Origin of the sequence: Leptolyngbya boryana PCC 6306 (assembly GCF_000353285.1) — a bacterium.
Lineage (GTDB): Bacteria > Cyanobacteriota > Cyanobacteriia > Leptolyngbyales > Leptolyngbyaceae > Leptolyngbya > Leptolyngbya boryana.
In genome coordinates this window covers 1116239-1135907 of sequence record NZ_KB731324.1, presented here as the reverse complement: position 1 = coordinate 1135907, position 19669 = coordinate 1116239, and the positions used below count along the sequence as shown (strand labels likewise).

The 19669-nt window shown below is 47.3% G+C and carries 20 protein-coding genes; 7 read left to right on the top strand and 13 right to left on the bottom strand.

Annotated features, from left to right (window positions below; genetic code table 11):
• Nucleotides 1-89: 89 nt before the first annotated feature.
• Both ftsH and LEPBO_RS0105295 read right to left on the bottom strand, forming a co-directional pair.
• A complete protein-coding gene (gene ftsH, locus LEPBO_RS0105300) occupies nucleotides 90-2003 on the bottom strand; it encodes an ATP-dependent zinc metalloprotease FtsH (protein ID WP_017286499.1) in 1914 nt (637 codons plus the stop codon).
• Nucleotides 2004-2116: 113 nt separating this feature from the next.
• Nucleotides 2117-2596 (bottom strand): nucleoside deaminase, encoded by a 480-nt coding sequence (locus tag LEPBO_RS0105295; RefSeq protein ID WP_017286498.1) that lies wholly within the window; start codon nucleotides 2594-2596, stop codon nucleotides 2117-2119.
• A gap of 98 nt (nucleotides 2597-2694) precedes the next feature.
• Between LEPBO_RS0105295 and LEPBO_RS0105290 the strand changes: the two genes are divergently transcribed.
• The 3 genes from LEPBO_RS0105290 to LEPBO_RS0105280 all read left to right on the top strand — a co-directional run bounded on the left by LEPBO_RS0105290 (nucleotide 2695) and on the right by LEPBO_RS0105280 (nucleotide 4980).
• Nucleotides 2695-3165 (top strand): CBS domain-containing protein, encoded by a 471-nt coding sequence (locus tag LEPBO_RS0105290; RefSeq protein ID WP_017286497.1) that lies wholly within the window; start codon nucleotides 2695-2697, stop codon nucleotides 3163-3165.
• 13 nt (nucleotides 3166-3178) lie between these two features.
• Nucleotides 3179-3838 carry a phycobilisome degradation protein NblB gene (gene nblB, locus LEPBO_RS0105285; RefSeq protein ID WP_017286496.1) on the top strand — a complete coding sequence of 220 codons (660 nt, stop codon included), beginning with the start codon at nucleotides 3179-3181 and terminating at the stop codon, nucleotides 3836-3838.
• Between the two features lie 353 nt (nucleotides 3839-4191).
• Nucleotides 4192-4980 carry a PEP-CTERM sorting domain-containing protein gene (locus LEPBO_RS0105280; RefSeq protein WP_017286495.1) on the top strand — a complete coding sequence of 263 codons (789 nt, stop codon included), beginning with the start codon at nucleotides 4192-4194 and terminating at the stop codon, nucleotides 4978-4980.
• 67 nt (nucleotides 4981-5047) lie between these two features.
• Here the strand turns inward: LEPBO_RS0105280 and LEPBO_RS0105275 are convergent, their stop codons facing one another.
• Together LEPBO_RS0105275 and LEPBO_RS36235 are read right to left on the bottom strand one after the other, a co-directional pair.
• Nucleotides 5048-5917 carry an aldose epimerase family protein gene (locus LEPBO_RS0105275; protein ID WP_017286494.1) on the bottom strand — a complete coding sequence of 290 codons (870 nt, stop codon included), beginning with the start codon at nucleotides 5915-5917 and terminating at the stop codon, nucleotides 5048-5050.
• 21 nt (nucleotides 5918-5938) lie between these two features.
• Nucleotides 5939-8035: a CapA family protein gene (locus LEPBO_RS36235; protein ID WP_017286493.1), complete on the bottom strand. Its 2097-nt coding sequence runs from the start codon at nucleotides 8033-8035 to the stop codon at nucleotides 5939-5941.
• 270 nt (nucleotides 8036-8305) lie between these two features.
• Between LEPBO_RS36235 and LEPBO_RS0105265 the strand changes: the two genes are divergently transcribed.
• Nucleotides 8306-9535, top strand: a complete 1230-nt coding sequence (locus tag LEPBO_RS0105265) for a pentapeptide repeat-containing protein (protein WP_017286492.1) — start codon at nucleotides 8306-8308, stop codon at nucleotides 9533-9535.
• Nucleotides 9536-9638: 103 nt separating this feature from the next.
• On the opposite strand, the gene LEPBO_RS0105260 is transcribed toward LEPBO_RS0105265, so the two are convergent.
• The 3 genes from LEPBO_RS0105260 to LEPBO_RS36230 all read right to left on the bottom strand — a co-directional run bounded on the left by LEPBO_RS0105260 (nucleotide 9639) and on the right by LEPBO_RS36230 (nucleotide 12584).
• Nucleotides 9639-9956, bottom strand: a complete 318-nt coding sequence (locus tag LEPBO_RS0105260; RefSeq protein WP_017286491.1) for a hypothetical protein — start codon at nucleotides 9954-9956, stop codon at nucleotides 9639-9641.
• A gap of 106 nt (nucleotides 9957-10062) precedes the next feature.
• Nucleotides 10063-10527: a cupin domain-containing protein gene (locus LEPBO_RS0105255; RefSeq protein ID WP_017286490.1), complete on the bottom strand. Its 465-nt coding sequence runs from the start codon at nucleotides 10525-10527 to the stop codon at nucleotides 10063-10065.
• A gap of 167 nt (nucleotides 10528-10694) precedes the next feature.
• On the bottom strand, nucleotides 10695-12584 hold the full coding sequence (locus LEPBO_RS36230) for a protein kinase domain-containing protein (protein WP_017286489.1): 1890 nt from the start codon (nucleotides 12582-12584) through the stop codon (nucleotides 10695-10697).
• A 427-nt stretch (nucleotides 12585-13011) separates the two neighbouring features.
• On the opposite strand from LEPBO_RS36230, the gene LEPBO_RS0105245 reads away from it, so the two are divergent.
• Nucleotides 13012-13323 (top strand): hypothetical protein, encoded by a 312-nt coding sequence (locus LEPBO_RS0105245; RefSeq protein ID WP_017286488.1) that lies wholly within the window; start codon nucleotides 13012-13014, stop codon nucleotides 13321-13323.
• Between the two features lie 168 nt (nucleotides 13324-13491).
• Here the strand turns inward: LEPBO_RS0105245 and LEPBO_RS36225 are convergent, their stop codons facing one another.
• The 4 genes from LEPBO_RS36225 to LEPBO_RS0105225 form a co-directional block, all read right to left on the bottom strand.
• Nucleotides 13492-13938 carry a hypothetical protein gene (locus LEPBO_RS36225; protein ID WP_017286487.1) on the bottom strand — a complete coding sequence of 149 codons (447 nt, stop codon included), beginning with the start codon at nucleotides 13936-13938 and terminating at the stop codon, nucleotides 13492-13494.
• A 165-nt stretch (nucleotides 13939-14103) separates the two neighbouring features.
• Nucleotides 14104-15189 (bottom strand): glycosyltransferase family 4 protein, encoded by a 1086-nt coding sequence (locus tag LEPBO_RS0105235; protein WP_017286486.1) that lies wholly within the window; start codon nucleotides 15187-15189, stop codon nucleotides 14104-14106.
• A 43-nt stretch (nucleotides 15190-15232) separates the two neighbouring features.
• A complete protein-coding gene (locus LEPBO_RS36220; RefSeq protein ID WP_017286485.1) occupies nucleotides 15233-15487 on the bottom strand; it encodes a DUF2949 domain-containing protein in 255 nt (84 codons plus the stop codon).
• Nucleotides 15480-15689, bottom strand: coding sequence for a hypothetical protein (locus LEPBO_RS0105225; protein ID WP_017286484.1), 210 nt, complete (start codon nucleotides 15687-15689; stop codon nucleotides 15480-15482). Before LEPBO_RS0105225 ends, LEPBO_RS36220 begins: the two co-directional genes overlap by 8 nt.
• Before the next feature lie 152 nt (nucleotides 15690-15841).
• On the opposite strand from LEPBO_RS0105225, the gene LEPBO_RS0105220 reads away from it, so the two are divergent.
• Nucleotides 15842-16648 carry a hypothetical protein gene (locus LEPBO_RS0105220; RefSeq protein WP_017286483.1) on the top strand — a complete coding sequence of 269 codons (807 nt, stop codon included), beginning with the start codon at nucleotides 15842-15844 and terminating at the stop codon, nucleotides 16646-16648.
• Between the two features lie 58 nt (nucleotides 16649-16706).
• On the opposite strand, the gene bchM is transcribed toward LEPBO_RS0105220, so the two are convergent.
• Entirely contained in the window at nucleotides 16707-17393 is a 687-nt protein-coding gene (bchM, locus tag LEPBO_RS0105215) for a magnesium protoporphyrin IX methyltransferase (RefSeq protein WP_017286482.1), read from the bottom strand.
• A 568-nt stretch (nucleotides 17394-17961) separates the two neighbouring features.
• The gene (nagA, locus tag LEPBO_RS0105210) at nucleotides 17962-19095 is read right to left on the bottom strand and encodes an N-acetylglucosamine-6-phosphate deacetylase (protein ID WP_017286481.1); all 1134 of its coding nucleotides are present in this window, start codon (nucleotides 19093-19095) and stop codon (nucleotides 17962-17964) included.
• 40 nt (nucleotides 19096-19135) lie between these two features.
• Between nagA and purE the strand changes: the two genes are divergently transcribed.
• Nucleotides 19136-19654: a 5-(carboxyamino)imidazole ribonucleotide mutase gene (gene purE, locus LEPBO_RS0105205; protein WP_017286480.1), complete on the top strand. Its 519-nt coding sequence runs from the start codon at nucleotides 19136-19138 to the stop codon at nucleotides 19652-19654.
• Nucleotides 19655-19669: the final 15 nt, after the last annotated feature.

The following is a 19669-nucleotide window of genomic DNA, read 5'->3' as shown; positions in this document are numbered from 1 at the left end:
AATTTGCAGATGATTAAAGGCTTTGCGATAAATTGCTGAGAATTGAGGTCTCCGAGTTCTGTGAGAATTCGGAGACCTTCTGGAGTTGGCTAAACGGTTTGTAGCATCGTTGAGTCAAACTTGCCTGTTTGTAGCCAGTGTTCAAGTCCGGCAGGAATTTGAACGCGGCTTAGCTCTTGTCGCAGCGCGTCTCCTTCTAGAACCTCTTGATTCAGCAAAGTCTGAGAAAGTTCTTCAAGGAGTGCTTGGTTTTCTCGCAGAATTGCCAGCGCCATGTGGTGAGCGTTATCGACGATCGCTTTAACTTCTTGATCAATTTCTTCGGTCACTTTGGCACTGATTTGACGGCGAGAAGGCCCGTAGCCTTCCATAAACTGTTGCTGCATTTTTTCAAATGCAACAGGGCCTAGCTGATCGCTCATGCCATAAATTGTGATTGATCGTTCTGCTAAATCAGTTGCTTTTTGGATATCGTCACTGGCTCCAGTCGAGACTTTGTTGAAGATAATTTCTTCAGCAGATCGCCCGCCTAGTAAGGTTGCAATCCGACCTCGAATTTCGTCTTCTGCCATTAAAAATCGATCTTCTTCAGGCAGTTGTAAGGTGTAGCCCAAAGCACCGACTCCGCGAGGAACGATCGAGATTTTTTCAACCTTACCTGCACCCGGCATCAATGCCCCGATTAAAGCATGTCCGACTTCATGGTGAGCGACAATCTTCTTCTCGGTTTCGTTAAGCACTCTAGAGCGCTTTTCTAATCCGGCAATGACTCGTTCGATCGCTTCATTAAAGTCTGCCATTACAACTGCATCCCGATTGTTTCGAGCGGCAAGTAAAGCAGCTTCATTCACTAAGTTTGCTAAATCTGCCCCAGCAAAACCAGGCGTCCGAACTGCAATTTTTGCGAGATCAACATCGTCTGAAAGCTTCACTGCACGAGCATGAACGTTGAGAATTGCTTCACGTCCGATTTTGTCAGGACGATCGACAACGACTTGACGATCGAAGCGACCCGGACGACGTAAGGCTGGATCTAAAACTTCTGGACGGTTCGTTGCTGCTAGCAGAATCACACCTGTGTTGGCATCAAATCCATCCATCTCCGTCAGCAATTGGTTCAACGTCTGTTCACGCTCATCATTGCCGCCCATGATGTTGCCAGCACTGCGAGATTTACCCAATGCGTCTAGCTCATCAATGAACACAATACAAGGCGCTTGCTGTTTCGCTTGTTCAAATAAGTCTCGAACTCGCGATGCCCCGACCCCAACAAACAATTCAATGAATTCAGACCCCGAAATCGAGAAGAATGGTACGCCCGCTTCGCCAGCGATCGCTTTTGCCAACATTGTTTTCCCGGTTCCAGGAGGTCCAACCAGCAGCACACCTTTAGGAATCTTCGCCCCTAGTCGTGCATACTTATCTGCATTTTTCAGAAAGTCCACGATTTCTTGCAGCTCAGCTTTTGCTTCATCTACGCCTGCGACATCGCTGAACTTAACGCCTGTCGTTCCTTCGGAGTAGATGCGTGCTTTACTTTTACCGACTGTTAAAGCTGCGGCTCCTCCCCCTTGGCGATTGACCAAGAAGCTATAAATTCCAAAGAAAATCAGGGGCGGAAGTACCCAACTTAACAAGGTTCCAATCCAGCCATAAGCGCTAGGAGTAGGTGCGCTGAATTCAACATTGTTCTCCCGTAAAATTTTTGGTAAATCTAAGTCGATCGCGACTGGAGTAGTTTCAAATACGCGCGGACGAGTGCCTTCTGGTAAGGGTTCGTTCGATTTCAGCGTAAATTCAATTTTGTCATTGCCGACGATCGCTCGTTCGACATTTCCTGATTTCACTTGTGAAACGAAATCACTATAAGCAATCTGCTGCGTCTGCGATCCAAAGCTGGGAGCGACAAAATTCAGCAATATGAGTAAGGTAAATACAATCAGCAACCCGCCTCCGAACTGCCGAGGGCGCTGAGTGCGCTTGTTGTTTGTGTCTACTGGCATTGCGGATTTATCTCGAAACGTTTTCTTTATTGTAGAAAGTTTCGCTCGATCGCCTGTCTGCAATTCTTCGCCAAAAGGTAAGGATTTCCGTACTTTATTGGGACGATTTAATGTTATGTCCAGAACCTTTCATGCAATGCAACAATCTCAGCTTCGACTTCAGCGATCGGACCCCAAACCTGAATCTGCTTCTGTCCATGCTCAAAGACATATCGACATGGAATCTCTAAAGTCGGATTCTGGTTATGATTTCCGGTTAGCTCTAACAATCGCCGTTCCGAAATTCCATAGACCAAACGCCCGATATTTGCCCAGTATTGTGTTCCAGCACACATCACACAAGGTTCAACTGTCGAGTAAAGTGTACAGTTCCAGAGATAATCCGGCTCGTACTGGGTATAAGCAATCCGAATTAAAGTCGTTTCAGCATGATTGACGGTATCAAGGTTGCCTTGTTCTAGCAGCACTGTCTCTTGATCCGGTGCAACGAGAATGGCTCCAAACGGATGATGACCTTGCTCGATCGCGTGCTGAGCAATCCGATTTGCATGACGTAAATGCTTGAGCATTTGGGTTTGGGTTGGAGCTTGCATCAGTTCAATTTCTGCCCGTTGTTACATCCTATGAATGAAGCACAATCTCACCAGAAAAGTCTTGAATAATTGAAATATCCCTCCTAAACATAGCAATTATGGCGAAAACTGTTGCAGAGGCGATGAGCCGCGCTCCGATTACGGTTCACCCTGAAACCTCAATTACTGAAGTGATTAAAATTCTGGCAGACAAACGGATCAGCGGTTTGCCTGTTCTAGATGACGATCAGCATCTCATCGGCATTATTTCCGAAACGGACTTGATGTGGCGTGAAACGGATGTCACACCACCCGCTTACATTATGCTGCTCGACAGTGTGATCTATTTAGAAAATCCTGGTCGGTATGAAAAAGAGTTACACAAAGCGCTAGGACAAACTGTGGGTGAAGTGATGAGTGCCGTTCCGGTTACCACCACCACTCCGGAAACTCCACTCTCAAAAGCTGCCAAATTGATGCACGATCGTAAAGTGCATCGGCTGCCTGTGATTGATCAATCCGGTCACTTGGTCGGAATCCTCACGCGTGGCGATATCATTCGCACCATGGCAGCCGAACAAACCGAATAATCCTTGTTAATTCATGACTATTACACCAGATTCAGTCCGAGATCTTTTACAATCCCAAGATTTTGGCGAGCGCTTACGGGGCATCAATCAATTGCGCCAACTCGATCCGGCGATCGCATTTGAGCTAATTCAAATCCCAGTGGTCGATAGCAATGTGCGAGTGCGATATGCTGCCGTCAGTCAGGTTGCATCCTTGGGAAGTCAAGATCTCAGCACCGCTCTGCAACTGCTCCAAGTCGCCCTTGCAGATTCGGAACCCGATGTTCAGGCTGCCGCCGCAGACTCGATCTGTGCCCTTCAACTGACTGAAGCTTATCCAGATCTTGAAACGCTCTATCGTCATAGTCCAGAATGGCTGGTGCAATTTAGCATCATTGCAGGACTAGGCGAACTGGGTGACCCACGATCGTTCGATTTGCTCGTTGAAGCGTTGAATTCAGAGAATGTCGTCATACAACCTGTGGCGATCGGATCACTCGGAGAACTCGGTGATCCTCGTGCCGTAGAATTACTCATTCCCTATGCCACTAACCCTGACTGGCAAGTCCGCCAGCGAGTGGTGCAGGCGTTGGCAAGATTGAATACGCCAGAGGCACGATCAACGATCGAAACGCTGACGCACGATGAGTCAGAATCAGTCGCGAGTCAAGCAAAACAGGCACTTACAGCCTAGTCTTTTTTCTCTCTAACCATGAGAGACCTGAAAATCACCCGTATCTTCTCTATAGGATACGGGTGATTTTCATAATAAATGTGTCAATAATTACATCGTATTTTCAGTAGCACGGAGTTTCTCATGTTGACAAAATCCTTATATGAACTCGATATATCTCCTTCTTACTTGAAGCTTAAATGAATTCGTACGTACGCATAGGACAATTACGGACGCTCCGTAATAACTTGGATATATCGAAGACGAGCATGAGCCTCTGAACGTAGCAACACTGAATTGTCAAAGCGCACCCCCCGCCTTGAGTCTCGAACCTTCTCTGCAAACCCATTTCTCTGATTTCGTATCGATCTGTTATGAATAAGCAAGTTTCTCTCTCTCTTTTCGCTGGCGTTTTGGCAACGGGTGCGATCGTGGCTTTCCAGCCTTCTGCAAATGCTGCTTCTTTTAGTTTTAGTGCCTCTGATGCAGTCAACGCAGGATGCGTCGGGCAAACGAACTGCAATGTGAACGGCTTCTTCTCTGTCGGTGCGAGTACAACTAGAAACGCGTTTGATCCCGTTCTGACACAAAAAACAGTTGGTGGCGTGCTGGGTATCGGTATCGATAGCAGCAAAGACGCAAATGGGAACCCGGCTGGTGAAACTGTGAACAATCAATCGCTTGGTGAAATTGATATCGACGAAACCTTAAGTGTTGGTTTCAAAAGTGCTGGAGTTTTGAAGGCTTTAGATCTCAGTTTTCTGTACAGACCAGGCGTGTATAACGACGGAGTTTTTGAAGTTGCGCTCGTTCAAGCCGATGGTGGCATTGGGTCAGGAACGCTGCGTGTAACGAGTGCTAACTCTGCTGTTTGGAGTCTAGGCGGGACGGTAACCAATCTGGCTCTCTCCTCAAAAGACGCGGGTGGGTCTTATCGCATCACCAATCCGTTTGGAGATATCAAGATCACAGGATTCAGCTTGAAAGCGCTAGCTCAAACGGCGCCAAATAGCACCACCACACCTGCTGGAGCGAAGAACTCTGATTTCACGCTCTCGAGAGTTGAAGTAACAAAAGTCCCCGAACCCACAACGGTTATCGGGCTGGGACTGGTTGGACTTCTCGCTGCTTCTCGTCGTCGTAAGGCAGCAAAAGCAAACTAAGACATTTCAGCACTAACTCTATACTCTATGAACGTGCGATCGCTTCTTCATTGAGCGATCGCTTTTATTATGAAAACTCAACTGACAAGCTCACCGTTGTTGTGAGGGTCGAGTTTGGGGCGATCGACAAAAGATGATCGCCTGTATTCAAAGCATTTCGAGGCGCGCTCCAAGGTTCTAAACAGTAGAAATCCTTGCCTTTTAGTGTCCAAAACACCAAAATTGGAAACTCATCTGCAGCGGTCAAAGTAATCCGCGTATGACGACTGAGATCCGTGACATTCGAGACTTGGCGACTGATGTTCAGAAATGCCCAATCAATTTCGTCTTGGGCAAAATCGAAGGTGTTGAAAAAAGGATGAGTAGCTTGAGTTCTTTGATCGAGGGCTTGATCGGCTGGAATTTCAAATCTCAATTGATGCTTTTCTAAGGCGAGAAAATAGGGATGAAACCCAATCGAAAACGGCATCACTTCATCTGAGAGATTCGCAATCTTCTGCGTGATCAAGAGAGTCTGACCTTGCAGGGCATACGTGAATGCCAGACGAAACGCGAATGGGTAATGTTCTAAAGTTTGTGCATTGCTAGAAAGCCCAATCGTAAAACTCAACTCGCCCTCTGTTTTTTGATCAACCACTTCCCAAGGCAGATCTCGCGCAAATCCGTGCTGCTTCAGCGTGTAAGTCTGACCTTTATAGGTGTAAGTATTCTCGGGAAGATTGCCACAAATCGGAAACAAAATTGGGATGCCGCCTCGGACAGATAGCGCTGGATCAGCGAATCGGGCGGTATCCATATAGAGCAATTCACGCCCTTGAACTTGCCAACTCGTAATAATGCCCCCGCGATCGGGAACAATTTCGAGCTTAGAATTGGAAGCTCGATCGAGCAACACATAAGTATCAAATTGTTGGCGACGACGTTCGATAGAAAACACAGGCAAGTGAAGGAATGATGGTTAAAAATTGAAAGCCGTCTGTGAGTCTGAGCGGTCAGCTTCGGCATAACGACGTTTGATCGGCTCTAAGCTATTCGTCGAAGGCGAACGGGTAGCATCGTCTAAATGGGTATGAGGGTCTTGGGTTGCCTGTGGGCTAGGAGAGGTTTGCTGCGGAACCATCGGAGCCGGAGATCCATTGTTTTGATTGATAAATGAATTGTTGTTCCAAGGCTGTTGAGAAGGCGGTGAACCGGGTTGAGACTCGCTGGATGGCGCTTCTTCAGTCGGTGCAGATTGTTCAGGGTTCGGTGATTCAACAGGGCTAGAGTCAGGAGATGGCTCGATCGCAGGAGCAGATTGCTCGGTCGGTACTGGTGCAGTCGGGGCAAATTCAACAGAAGGAGTGGCTTCTTCTGTGGGTGACTCAGCCGCAGGAGGAGCTTCTCCTTCGGGTACAGATTGCTCAGGCTGAGACTCAGGCTTCGATGGCTCAGAGATAGGCGTTTGAGATTCAGTCTGGGTTCCGTCTGGTTTCGTGACCGTATTTGTCCTTGCATCAATGACAAGCGGAGTTTTGAGGGCTTGCGGAAATGAGTCTGAAACCGACTCGATCTGATGTAAGATTTCTGCTGCGCGATCGCCATGAGCGATTCTCGGTTGGAACCCATTGACTTCAACAGGCAGCAGTTCCACTTTCATTTGACGATCTTTGAGTGCAACTCGCAGCATGGCACTGTCATAGGTGCTTTCAGGCTTGCCACCGAAAATGAAATTTCCGAGTGAGTAGACGATCGGGCGACCTTGATAGAGTTCTGCACCCTGCAAAATGCTGGAGTGATGTCCGATGACGAGATCCGCACCCTGATCGATCGAGAAATGCGCTAACTCCATCTGGGCATCACTGGGATATTTAGAAATCTCTTCGCCCCAGTGAAAGTTCACAATCACCCAATCGACTTGATCCCGAATCGCTTGAATATCAGCCGCAATTCGATCGTTGTGTTTTCGATTAATTCCGGGCTGATTTGCGGTTGCCGCTTGAGTCTCTGAACCGTAGTAACCGAGATAGGCGACTCGTTGCCCATCGACTTCTAAAATTTCTGGACGACGCGCTTCTTTTTCATCTCGTCCGGCTCCAAAGTGGCGAATTCCAGCTTGTTCAAGCGTTTTCAGGGTGTCATCTAGTCCTGTGCTTCCGTAATCCATGATGCGATTGTTGGCAAGATTCACAACATCAATCCCACCATTTTTGAGCACCTCAACTTGTGCCGGATCGACTTTGAATGGCTCAGCTTGCTTGGAGTCAGTTGCGGTTGTAAAGGGAGCTTCGAGATTGACGATCGACAGGTCTGCGAGCCTTGATTCTTCTAATTCAGCAAACGCCCATTTTGGGTCGTCTTTGACCAGCTCAGTATAATTTTTCGTCAATGCCACATCGCCCCCAAATAGGATCGTTGCCGTTCCATCCATGTCCGCCTGAACCTTGTTCACTTGGACTGACTCGAGAACAGTCTTGATGGTATCCGGGCGAGTGGTGAGAGTCGAATTGGCAGCAGTTGCGGTTTTTTGCTCATTCGGAGCATCCGAATAGCCTAGCCAGCAACCGATGATAAAAGCCGCTGCGGTTGTTCCTGTCAGCAAAAGCGATCGCAAGGCACGGAATTGAACTTTCTGTCGCGTGACTTGCTGAATTCGAGTTTTGATCTCAGCCGGTGCAGCAGATTGGGGAGCACTTTCTGCAAGTTTGGCTGCAAGTTTGGCGCGGCGGGCTGGAGACACGACTCTGACCGTCTTGCGCCAAAGCATCTGCGGCTTGCCGATAAACCGCGTTACAACTTGAATGCCATCGATCACATCAGAATTCAGTTTCCACATGTGATGACAAACGAACCGCATCAAATTTTGTTGAAACTCGGGCGATCGCGCATCGACATCAGGAGAAGGATGGAACTCGATTAAAATTTTGAAACAGCCGGGTTGGGCTGCGGGTTCTGCTTGCGCGAAAAGATTATGAGGTAACAGAAATACATTCAGCCAGTACGCGATCGCCTTGGGATTCCCCGATCGCGCCAGCTCCAAAACGGAAGGCTGAGCCGATTCTGTTGCGTAACTCATAACGTTGAAAACTCCAAATGTATCTTGTCACAGAATACTAATACTGTAATTCTGCGAAGTTGAACGAATTTTATGGCATAAAAGCCGTTTTTTGTCACATCTCAGGAATCTTTTTTCGCAATCAAGCCATAATTTCTAACCTAAGACTGAATCAAACTAACCCACAACTTTATCTGGTAAATAGCAAATAATCCCTAACAAGATACCGATCAGCCTTCTAGGAAGCGAGTAGGATAAAGCTTATTGACTACTTAATTCTGTTTGCTAAGCATGTCTGCTGATCCCAATTTGGCTTCCTCCAATTCCCCGAACGGCGAAATTTCAACGATTCCTACCCATGCGGAGATTGCGCGTGAGCGAACCGCTGCTCATCAACGCTCCTTAAACACAGGCTCTCCTCCAAATCCCAACCGATCGATTATTTTGCTCTTGGCACTGGCGATCGTGATCATCGGATTGGTGATCAATCAGTTTTGGCTGATCTTGGCAGGCTCGATCGTGGCGATTTTGCTCTCGGTTCAGATTCTCTTTCCCACCTTGAAGCCGGTCTTGATTGAGCTGGTGACTGAGCAAGATCAGGGCATTTTCTTAGGCACGCTCGGCTTGGTGCTCGGTGTGGTCGGATTAGCTCAGGTATTGGGTCTTGGCAAAAGGCTAGGCGCGTTGTACCAGAAGTTAGATTGGGACGCGATCGGGGCGCTCGGTGAAGTTTTTGGAGCCTTGGGACAGATTCTCATCGCGATTTTGGCGGTTTATATTGCTTGGCGACAGTACGTGATCTCGAAGGATCTGACGATTCAGCAAAATACGATTACCCAACAACAAACAATCGATACCTATTTCCAAGGCATTTCGGATCTGGTGTTAGATGAGGAAGGATTATTAGAAGATTGGCCACAAGAAAGAGCGATCGCAGAAGGGCGAACGGCTGCGATTTTAAGCAGTGTAGACGGTTCAGGAAAAGCCAAGATTATTCGCTTCTTATCCCGTGCCAAGTTATTGTCTCCGCTCAAACGGGATCAGAGATTAGGACGAGCAATTTTAGATGGCTCAGGTGGCTATGCCGAAGATCGATTGCATGGAATTCGAGTGATCGACCTGGGGGTGATGCTGGCAGCGGCGGATCTCTCAGGAACAGACTTACGCTGGACAGATTTGAGTGAGGCGAATCTGATTCGAGCCAATCTCACCAATTGCGATTTAGTCAAAACGAATTTTACGCGAACTGTTTTGTGTGGAGCAAGTTTGCAGGGTGCGGATTTGAGCGGAACTCGTTTCTTTTACGGCAAAGCTGAAACAGCTTCTCCTCGTAGTCGCACAGAGCCACCCAATTTTAAGACCGGTCTATATACCGGTGCGGTAATTGAGAATGCTGATTTTACAGGCGTAGAAGATATGTCTGAGGAGCAGCGCTATTACTGCTGTGCTTGGGGCGGTTCGAGAACACGGGGAACCATTCCAGGAGGATGTGAAGGGATTCCCAATAAATTGGGGAGATGACTAGAGGAAAAGTGGAATCACGAGCTTAAAACGTATCGGAAGATTCGGCTGCGCTCAACTCATAACAAGTGCGGAACGTTGAGCGCAGTCAAAATAAATCAAGTTATTTCTTGTCGCTGACAACTTTCTCAACAGCTGCTTCTGCTTTTTCAATCAGATTGGCTTGGTCAGGGTTTTCTTTCTTAAAGATTTTCAAATCCTTCTGATATTCCTTATCTAATCCATTCGGATCGCTTGCCGCTTCTGTTGCTTTTTCATAAGCTTCTTCCCGGCTGGAATATTGCTCTCCGTCTGGACTGATGACTTCTTCATGTCCCGGTGGCTGAGTCGAAACCGCAGCAAACGCAGGTGCAAAGAAGCCTACCCAACTCATAAAACCAACTAATACTACTGCGAATACTGTTCCGATTAGACGTTTCATATATAAAGTCCTCAATGAATTTACTCGCAGCTATCCTAAAGAATTTGCGATCGTATTTCCGTCTACCACAGGATAGAAGCACGGGCATAAACTCATCTGAAAAAACTTATCGATCGTGATAAGTCAGTTGTGGCACGGGCGATCGTCGCAGCACTGCCATATCTTCCGCATCTAATTCAACGGGCGTTCCACTGCGAATCAATTCTGCAAAATCCTCATTTGGAATCATGATGCAGAGGGCATAAAGTCTTTCTGCTCCAATATTTCGGATTTCATGAATCCCGGTTGGCGGCACCAGTAGACTATCGCCTGCCTGAATCCGTACTTCTTTACCATCGCAGATGGCAATGCCTTCACCTTTCAGCACAAAGAACATTTCGATCGCGAGTTGATGTCGATTGGGAGGAGTCTTGCCACCAATATCGAATATCTCAACACATAGCGTCAGCGAAAAATTCGCGATCGTAGGGTCAAAGACAATCGCGAGCCGATTCGTATCGTGAGGACTAATGCGGTAAGCCTGATACTCAGCGGGAGATTTGATGACCGGAATCACACAAGATTCATCCATCGAACGAGCCTCTACACGAAGGTCTTACCGTAATTTATAGGTCGCAATCTGCATATTTTGTTTGTTTATTACAAAATGCGAATCAGGAAACCCTCACTTTTCGCAAGTGCTGCTGTAATTAGATATCCCATGTGACTCGTAGAAAACCTTTCTAATCATCATCGTTGTCAGATCTTTTTGTCAGATCTTTTCAAAGCCCGATTTGTCTTACTCTGCTTGTCTCGCTTTTGAGTACTTCCTTGCTGAAGTTTTTGCTCGACTTGCTGCCGTAAACTTAACGCATCGGCATAATCAGGGCGAATTTGAATTGCTTTGTCGATCGACGAGATCGCATCATCAGTCCGTCCCACTCCCCACAGTGCTGCCCCCCGGTTGTTCCAAGCTTCGGCGAGTTCTGGCTTGAGCGAGATCGCCCGATCCAATGCCATAATCGCTGCCTCTAAACGACCCAGCTGCAAGAGGAGTGTGCCTTTATTGCTCCAGGCTTCAGCAAAGTCTGGCTTGAGTGTAATGGCTTGCTCGTAAAGTGCCAAAGCTGGCTCATATTGTTGCTGCTGCTCTAGCGCATAGCCCTTGCTCCACAGCGCCTCCGGATAATCAGCGCGTGAAGCTAATGCGGCATCACACGCTGCGATCGCAGCTTTACTCTGCTGCAAATAGTTCAAACTATAGCATCGTCCCCAATGTGCTTCAGCAGATTTTGCATCTAGTTCAATGACTTGCTCATAAGTGTCGATCGCACGTTGATATTGTTGAGCAGTTCGATGTTGATTTGCCTCACTCAAGAGTGCCGCAACGGAATCGGCAGACGTTGAAGGAGAGGGAGTAGGAATACTCGTCTGAACAGCAGGAATAGTTTGAGGATGACGAGTTGCATTCCATCCAAACAGAGCGAGGATAACCAGTCCAACCGCAGATAGCGTCATTCGACGATGCGGAATTTTGCTCAAAAGTTTGCGCCCTCTCACAGAGACCTGTTGCTTGAGCGTGTTGCCCTGTGGTAGAGATGTGTTGCTCGAAGATCCTGGCGCTAAAGCAGTAGATTGAGACAAGTTAAGAAAAGGAAGGAAGTTGCGTCTGTGAATCGGTGCGCCAGAGCGGGGAACAGGGTTGACAGCTAGGGTAGCTTGTGTGGCGATCGCAGGAATTTCAGCTGGCTTTGGGGGAATGGGTCGCTGCATTTGAGGTGGCAGCGTGATCTGACTAGAGATCGCCTGAAGTGCTGCTAGAGCTTCTCCAGCAGTCGCATAGCGATCGCGAAAATCAGCACAGACCATTTGCTCTAGCAAGGTCGCGATCGCAAGATTGAGATCGGGCACGCGATCGCGCCACTGAAGCTCTCCCGTATTTGTATCTTGGCTCAATTGATGGACTGAAATCCCAGTCAGCACCTCAATGGCAACAATTCCAACCGCATAAACATCACTGCTAAACCGAGGAGTCCCTGCGATTTGCTCGTAAGGCATATAGCCCGGTGTGCCGATCGCAATGGTCTGGGTGGGAGCCGCATGAGGATGACTCAATCCCGTTCTGACTTGTTTCACTGCCCCAAAATCGATCAGCACAATTTCTCCATCAGAGCAACGACGCATCAGATTGGAGGGTTTAATATCCCGATGAATGACATTCTGTTGATGCACGAAACTGAGAACATTCAGCAGACTTTGCAGCAGATGGGTCACTTGCGCCTCTGACCAAGGCTGACCGCTAACGAATTCTTCGCTCAAAGAATTCCCATCGATCCACTCCTGAACCAAGTAAAACTCCGTACCATCCTGGAAGTGAGCGAGTAAGCGCGGAATCTGATCGTGATGTCCTAAGCGATAAAGAACTTGAGCTTCTGTATCGAAGAGCCTCGCGGCAATTTGTAAACTTCGGGGATGAGTAGACTGAGGTTTCAGTTGTTTGACGACGCAGTGAGGTTGCCCTGGTAGATGTAGATCTGTGGCGAGAAACGTTTGCCCAAATCCGCCAGATCCTAACTCTTGGATCACTTGATAGCGACCCCCCAGCAATTTTTTGGGTGAATTGAACTGAAATCGTTGCAAGAGACTCACGGATTCCCCCCACTCATGTTTTAATGCTGCCTTTACCCTATCTCTAAGGATCACTACAGCGGTCAGGTAAAATTCTTGACTTCATTCACTACTGAAATGGTTTCAGGCAAGATTTTAACAATGAATGGTAATGCTGAGTCAGTATCGTCATGGTGATCCCATCAGCCCACGATCGTCAAGTTGAATCAGCCCCAAGAGAAAAGAAAGGGGTGTTGTTTGCAATCAAAAGTAACAGGCTGCACTCCTACTACTCCGAAGCAAACAACTCCCGCTCAACTGCTCGAACATCTCTACTGTAGAGAGTTGTCAGCTTAAAATACATTCCCCAGATGGGCACTGTTTCCGATGTGTTTCTTCCCACAGGTTGACGAAGAGTGCGCTCGAATTTCAAAGAATGGAGAGTTATTAGCAAAGTTAGGATAAATTCATGGCAAACCAAGCTCAAACGGCTGATCTCGATGCCACAATCGCACTTTTGAAGAATGACTTAGCAAAAATTGATCCAGAAGCAGCGATCGCCAATATCGAAGCGTGGCAGCAGCAACTCACGGGAACCGAAATTGCAGAAACATTAGGTGAATTAAAGTTAGCGATCGATGGCGGTGTCCGCAGCGGCGAGATCCCAGCAATTCTCTCGGCTCTCGGTCATCAAGTTTCCTCTGCCGTAGGCTCTCAAGAAGGCAGTTCAGCTTCTAAACTTCAAGAACTCGGACAGTTGCTATCTAACATCAGGAAATAAGCTACTGTTCGTGTATTGAATTCCGATTCGCAAGCTTCAAACATGCGATCTGCAATCATTCAGAGCTGAGCACAGGCGGAGCTTGATCAATTCGGATTCTATAGTAGCGGGCAATTTTCTACTTACATCACCCAAGACCAGTGATTGGTTTAGGTGATGTAATGTGTCTTAGTACAGGAAGATGGAGCCGTTTTCTTCAACGCGCATCGTGGGGCTGTCTGTTCCAAGATCAGTGTTCGTTTCTAAAGTCACCTCGATTGTGCCAGGAGCCTTTTGAGATTGCTTTGGAGTCACTTGCAGTAGCCCAGAATCTTGGCGATCGAGGGTCAAAGTTGTCGGAACTCGCAAACCTTGCAGCATCACAGTTCCCCGACCAGGCAAGGTTCTTACCTGGGTATCGCCAACCGCTTGATACGAAATCGCTGCATTTGTTTTGTTAACTAACATAATGTTCACACGATCGCCCTTCAGTTCTACTCTCGCTCTTGGAATAAATTGGGCTTCCGGTGCAGGTGTAACAGTGGGTTTAGGTGGATTCTGAGCAGCAGCAGGGGTCATGACACTACTGACTGTGACTAAGGTAGCTAAAATTCCAAATCCGAATGGTTTCAACATCGTTCAGACTCCGTGAAGTTCCAAATTAAACTGGCGATTTGCAATATCCTTATGGTTCATTGCAGTATCTTCATCATACCCAACTGCATTTTTAGAGTTGCTTCCACAAAAATGGGTGATCTTGATCAATCACCCATGCCTAAAGTGCTAATTTTATCGATTCTTCTAATATTTCATCCCAGCTAGAGAGGGCGCACTCTTGCTATGTCCATTCTGAGCAAACTTCTCAGCAAGCAACTGTCGATAGACTGCTTCGTAACCATCGACCATCTGCTTCACACCAAACTTTTCTTCTACATGTCTACGGCAAGCAATGCGATCGATTTCATCAATCCGATGCACAGCCTCAATACATTCATCGACGTTTTGGCAGAGGAATCCGGTCTTTTCATGTGCAATGACTTCAGAAGTCGCCCCGAGTTCTAACGCGATCACGGGTGTCCCTGCAACCATAGACTCCACCATGACTAATCCGAACGGTTCACGCCAAGTAATCGGGAATAATGTTGCAATCGCATTGCCCATTAAATGATTTTTCTGAATATGATTTGCTTCGCCTAGATATTGAATTTGTTCGCCATCAATGTGCGGTTTAATCTCTTGCTCAAAATAATCGACATCGACTCGATCGACCTTTCCCGCTATTTTCAGTGGATATCCAGTCCGTTTCGCAATCTCGATCGCATGATGTGGACCTTTCTCAGGTGAAAGTCGCCCTAAGAAAGCCAGGTACTGTAGTTCATCTGGCTGAGAATAAAACTGATGAGTCGCAGGATCGATCCCGTTGTAAACCGTAGCGACATAATTTAACTCTAATTGTGGCTCCCGTTGAGTATCTGAGATACTTACATAAGGCTGAGACTTAGCAAGACTGAATGCTTTCTGATTATCTAAGCTAAATGTTCCATGTAAAGTATGTACAGTCGGCGTTTTCACTAATTGCGCGCAAGCCAATGCAGCAAATCCAATATGGGAATGAATAATGTCAAATTCGTCTGAGTGCTGATAAACCTGACTTAACTGCATTGCTTCATAAGCTGTATGTTCTTTGACAGATGGATCTAATCGCAATGCACTGGGATGAATCGCTTCAAGATTCGCTTGGGTTCTGGAATCTCCTGTTGCAAACAATGTAACTTCATGACCACGACGAACAAGTTCTTCAGTCAATAAACTCACAACCAGTTCTGCCCCACCATAAGCGGGAGGAGGAACTGTCTCCCACAAAGGAGCAATCTGAGCAATTCGCATTCTTAACCTCCGTTCTGCGTATTAACTCAGACTGTAAGCGGTTTTACTGAATTACTTCATCTAGCCAGAGAGTTACCCTGTCAGACAGATGACTGCTGCTGATGACAGAAGTAGAAGCGGCAAGCCAATCGAAGATTGTTTCTAATTCAGTCAGTGTAATAAAGCCGTACTGCCAAAGTACGATCGGTAAGAGGCTATCGATCTCCTCTGAGTACTGTAGCCCGATTTTTATCGAATCGGATGAGACAGCTAGCTCATCAGTGAGAAATTGAATCAGCGATCGCGTTCTATCAGCCATGGATTTCTTCAATGACCTGAACGCGACCCAATCGGATCGCATAGAGTAGGCGCTCGATTGCTTGCTTTTCTTCGTCAGTTGTTTGCTGATCCAACATTGCCGCTTGAAGCTTTTGACAAGCCAGCGGAGTCATTCTGCCTGTATTGCTGACTTCAGCGAACAAATCGGAAATTGAATCTGTCAGTAAAAGAGAGGATTCCATCGGGAAAACTACAAGAGCGTTGTGATACTAATATCGGCTTTTTGAAGTGGAGCGTGGGTGACAGATCAAGGACTGACCCGTGACTTTTTCCTCTTTAGGAAGTGATATATATCACCGATGCAGTTCTTTTTTCCCCAGAAGGAGTCCCGGTAATGATCACAACTGCGGCTAATTTATATGCGCCGGATGCAGGCTACGTTCAGGCGGCGATGAGTGAGATTGATGCATTTGAGCAATCGCGTGCCACGGGGATTTGGGCGGGTTTGGATAAGGCAACGGTGATTGCAGAGATGCGATCGCGCGTCGCTGATCCGTTCCAAATCAATCAAGGTGGGCAGCCGTTTTGTGGACCCGCCAGTGTGTTGTTTGAACTGGTTCGCAAGCAACCGACTCGTTACGTTCAGATTTGCCAGACTCTATTTGAAAGGGGTGGGTTTCAAGGCACAAACCGTTGGATTCAAGCAAGCGCTGCGCTGCGGAGCAATCGAGATCAGAATTTGCGCATGGAGCAAGCAGATTGGATGGTTTTATCAACGTTGCGCGAGTCAGAGAATTCTCTATTTCCAGTAGAACCAAATGCGCCTGATCTGATTCGGAATCTAGCCGGTATGACGAAATCTTGGGAGGTTAAAGGCTGGATTGATGAGCTTTTAGGCTATTCCAAGACTGCCTATCATCAGGCATATCTGTTTAGTGATGTCAAAGCGATGCAGGCGGCGATCGCCGCGATTCAGTCGGGTGGTGTGGCGATGCTGCTCGTCACTGCTGAAGGATTTTTACAAGGCGATCCCCCTCCGGTTCCATTTCCGAGCCATTGGGTAACGTTGCTCGGTGGATTTGAGATGAATGGCGATCGGGTTGCTTTCGACATTTACACTTGGTCGAAAAAACTCACCGTGAATACAGATATGAATTCATTCAAAAAATACTTTTGGGCGAGTGTCACGGGGACTCGGTAAAGTGGGGAGATGGGGAGTGGGGTAGCGAAAGCTGCATTCTCCCTATCCCCCTATCTTCCTATTCTTCACGAACAGCTTCCAACATACGAGAGAAGTAAAACTTCGTGCTCGTCATTGCAGTTCGCTTGACTTTCAATCCACAGTCTTCTAACACTTTTACGATGTCTTTCTCACGATGCTGATAAGCGCGAGTCGTCTTACTCGGGCCTGGGAAAAACTCACCGATTCGCTTCAAAATCACTAATAAACAGGTCTTCGGGGCAAAGCTGAGAATTAAACGATTTTCCGCCAAACTTGCTAAGTGTTTGATCATATCGGCGGCTTGCTCGGTCGGATAGTGAATCAGCACATCCAGACAAACGACGGTATGATACTTGCCGCTTAGAGTCTCCAAATCTTGTACGACAAAAGTCGGATTATCTTTCAGTCCAAGCGCGATCGCTCTTTCTTTCCCTTCTTCCACCATTTTTTCTGAGATATCACTCGAAAAAACGGTTGCACCTGCTTGTGCCAGCGGAATACTCAAGCTGCCAACTCCACATCCCGCATCGCAGATCGTCAAATCTGCTAGATTTTCATCTGCTTTGAACCAGTCCAGCAAAGTATCGACTGTTTGCTGATGCCCTGTGCGGATATCGAGTTGTACCTTATTTACTTCACCATCGCCGTAGATACGTTTCCAGCGATCGAAGCCCGTGGCATTGAAATACTCACGCACTTCGGTTTTATCATCCACTCCGTTCATATATCCGCTTGTGATCTCGTTGATTCGCCTCAACTATCGTATTACGACGATCGCCCCTGAACCCAGATCAGAGCGAAATTCCACGAAGAGACTCCCCACTCCCCATCTCCCCACTTCGCAAAATCCATCCACTTGACGACTAGAAAAGATATCGCCTGACTTTGTGGTGCAAGAACTGGTCTTACTTTTGGTCTTATTCGTGGATTGCTAATAATTTGCGTACAAACATGAGGTTCTTATGAAATTTTCATGTAGCCATCACTACGCCTCGGTATTCTCAGGTATTCTACGAGAAGGCAAAACCCCAAATCACTCGGCAGTTGCCCGTAATTTTACAGGTCTGTTGAGGCTGTGAGGGAACTTTTGCTTTGACAAGTCAATCTGAGTATCTTGGGGGCACCTGAACCGTGCCCCGTTTTTTTAGGGGTTTTCGGATTTCTCTGAACAGGGATAAGTCTACGGAGGGTAACGAGTTACGCACCACCTGTCCTATATCGAAGTGTAAGAGAGTTTGAGAAAATTTACGGAATTCAGTGAGACAGAATTGTATCTGTCACATAAAATTTGTTTACGAAGCAATATTTGTGGTGAGACGCTGCATTTGGATTTCTTGACCAACTTGGCTCCAGCGTAAAAGACGCGCAGGCTGATATAGATAGGTTGGAAGATGTATTGCAGTGCGGGGAGCAGTCGTCGATAGCGCGATCGCAGTTCCCAGATCACAAAGGTTCCAATTCACCAGATTTTGCACACCTGAAAAGAGAGATCGCGTTGTTCCGGCTAAAGTGCCGTCGAATAATCTTGCGGTGCCATTTGTCACCTCGATTTGTCGAGTGTCCCAAGGATAGCGTCCGTCCGGGAGTCCAAGCGGTGAAAGGGCATCACTGACAAGAAAAATTCCGCGATCGTATTCGCTCGCTTTGAGCAAAATCTCCATCATGATCGGTGAGACATGCTGCCCATCTGCAATTAAGCCACAATAAACGTGAGGATTTGTAATGGCGGCTCCTAGTAGTCCAGGTTCGCGATGGTGCAAACTGGGCATCGCGTTGAAAGCATGTGTGACCATTGAAGCGCCTTGATCAAAGGCTTGTTGGGCTTGGGTTGCGGTTGATTGAGAGTGTCCGAGACTAACGGTAATGCCGAGAGATTTGAGATATTCGATCGTGGCTCCACTGGGATCGAGTTCTGGAGCTAACGTTATGACTTTGACGATCGAGGCATAATCGCCTAAAACCTGTTTAATCGTTTCAATTGTGCAGGGCAGAAGAAATTCTTCAGGATGTGCGCCTCGTTTTTGCGGATTGAGAAACGGACCTTCGAGATGAACGCCTAGAATTTCAGGATGATTGGCTTCAGCGATGATTTGGAGCGATCGCTGAATATTCTCGATCGAGGTTGTAACAATTGTGGGCAAGAATCCATCGATACCTTGATGCCAAAGAAAGTCACAAATTTTGTCTAACTGGTGGGCGTTATCTGAGTTGAGATCGGGAAAGGCTAAGCCTAATGCCCCGTTAATTTGTAAATCAATGCCGCCTAACGAGATCCAATCTCCTTCAGCATCGATCACAAGGGTCGAAGTTTCGCTGGCTTCGGCTGGGGATTGGATCGAGGGTGCAATCTCAACGATTTTGTCATTCTCGATCAAGATTTGCTGCAAACCGGAGAAACCAGGAACTTGAGCATTGATAATCAGCATGTTTTAGTGTTTGATCTGGATTCGTTTTGGATTTTCGCACATGAGTCAGCCGCTAATTGGGATCATTATGGGAAGCGATTCGGATCTGCCGACGATGCAGGCAGCGATCGCAGTTTGTGAGGAGTTTGGTGTGCCGTGTGAAGTGGAAATTGTCTCGGCACATCGCACGCCAGAGCGAATGGTGCAGTATGCAAAAGAGGCGCATACTCGTGGATTGAAAGTGATTATTGCCGGGGCTGGAGGTGCAGCGCATTTGCCGGGAATGGTGGCAGCGATGACGGTGTTGCCTGTGATTGGGGTTCCGGTACAGACGAAGACGCTTCAGGGGATCGATTCGCTGTACTCGATCGTGCAAATGCCTGCGGGAATTCCAGTGGCGACTGTGGCGATCGGGAATGCCAAAAATGCAGGACTCTTGGCTGTTCAGATTTTGGGCAGTCATGATGCTGAGTTGTTTGCCAAACTGCAAGCGTATCGCCAGAGTTTGACGGATATGGTGCAGCAAAAGCAGGCAGAGTTAGGGCGGGTTGGATATCAGCAGTATCTTCAACAGATGTAACGTTTCTATAACCGA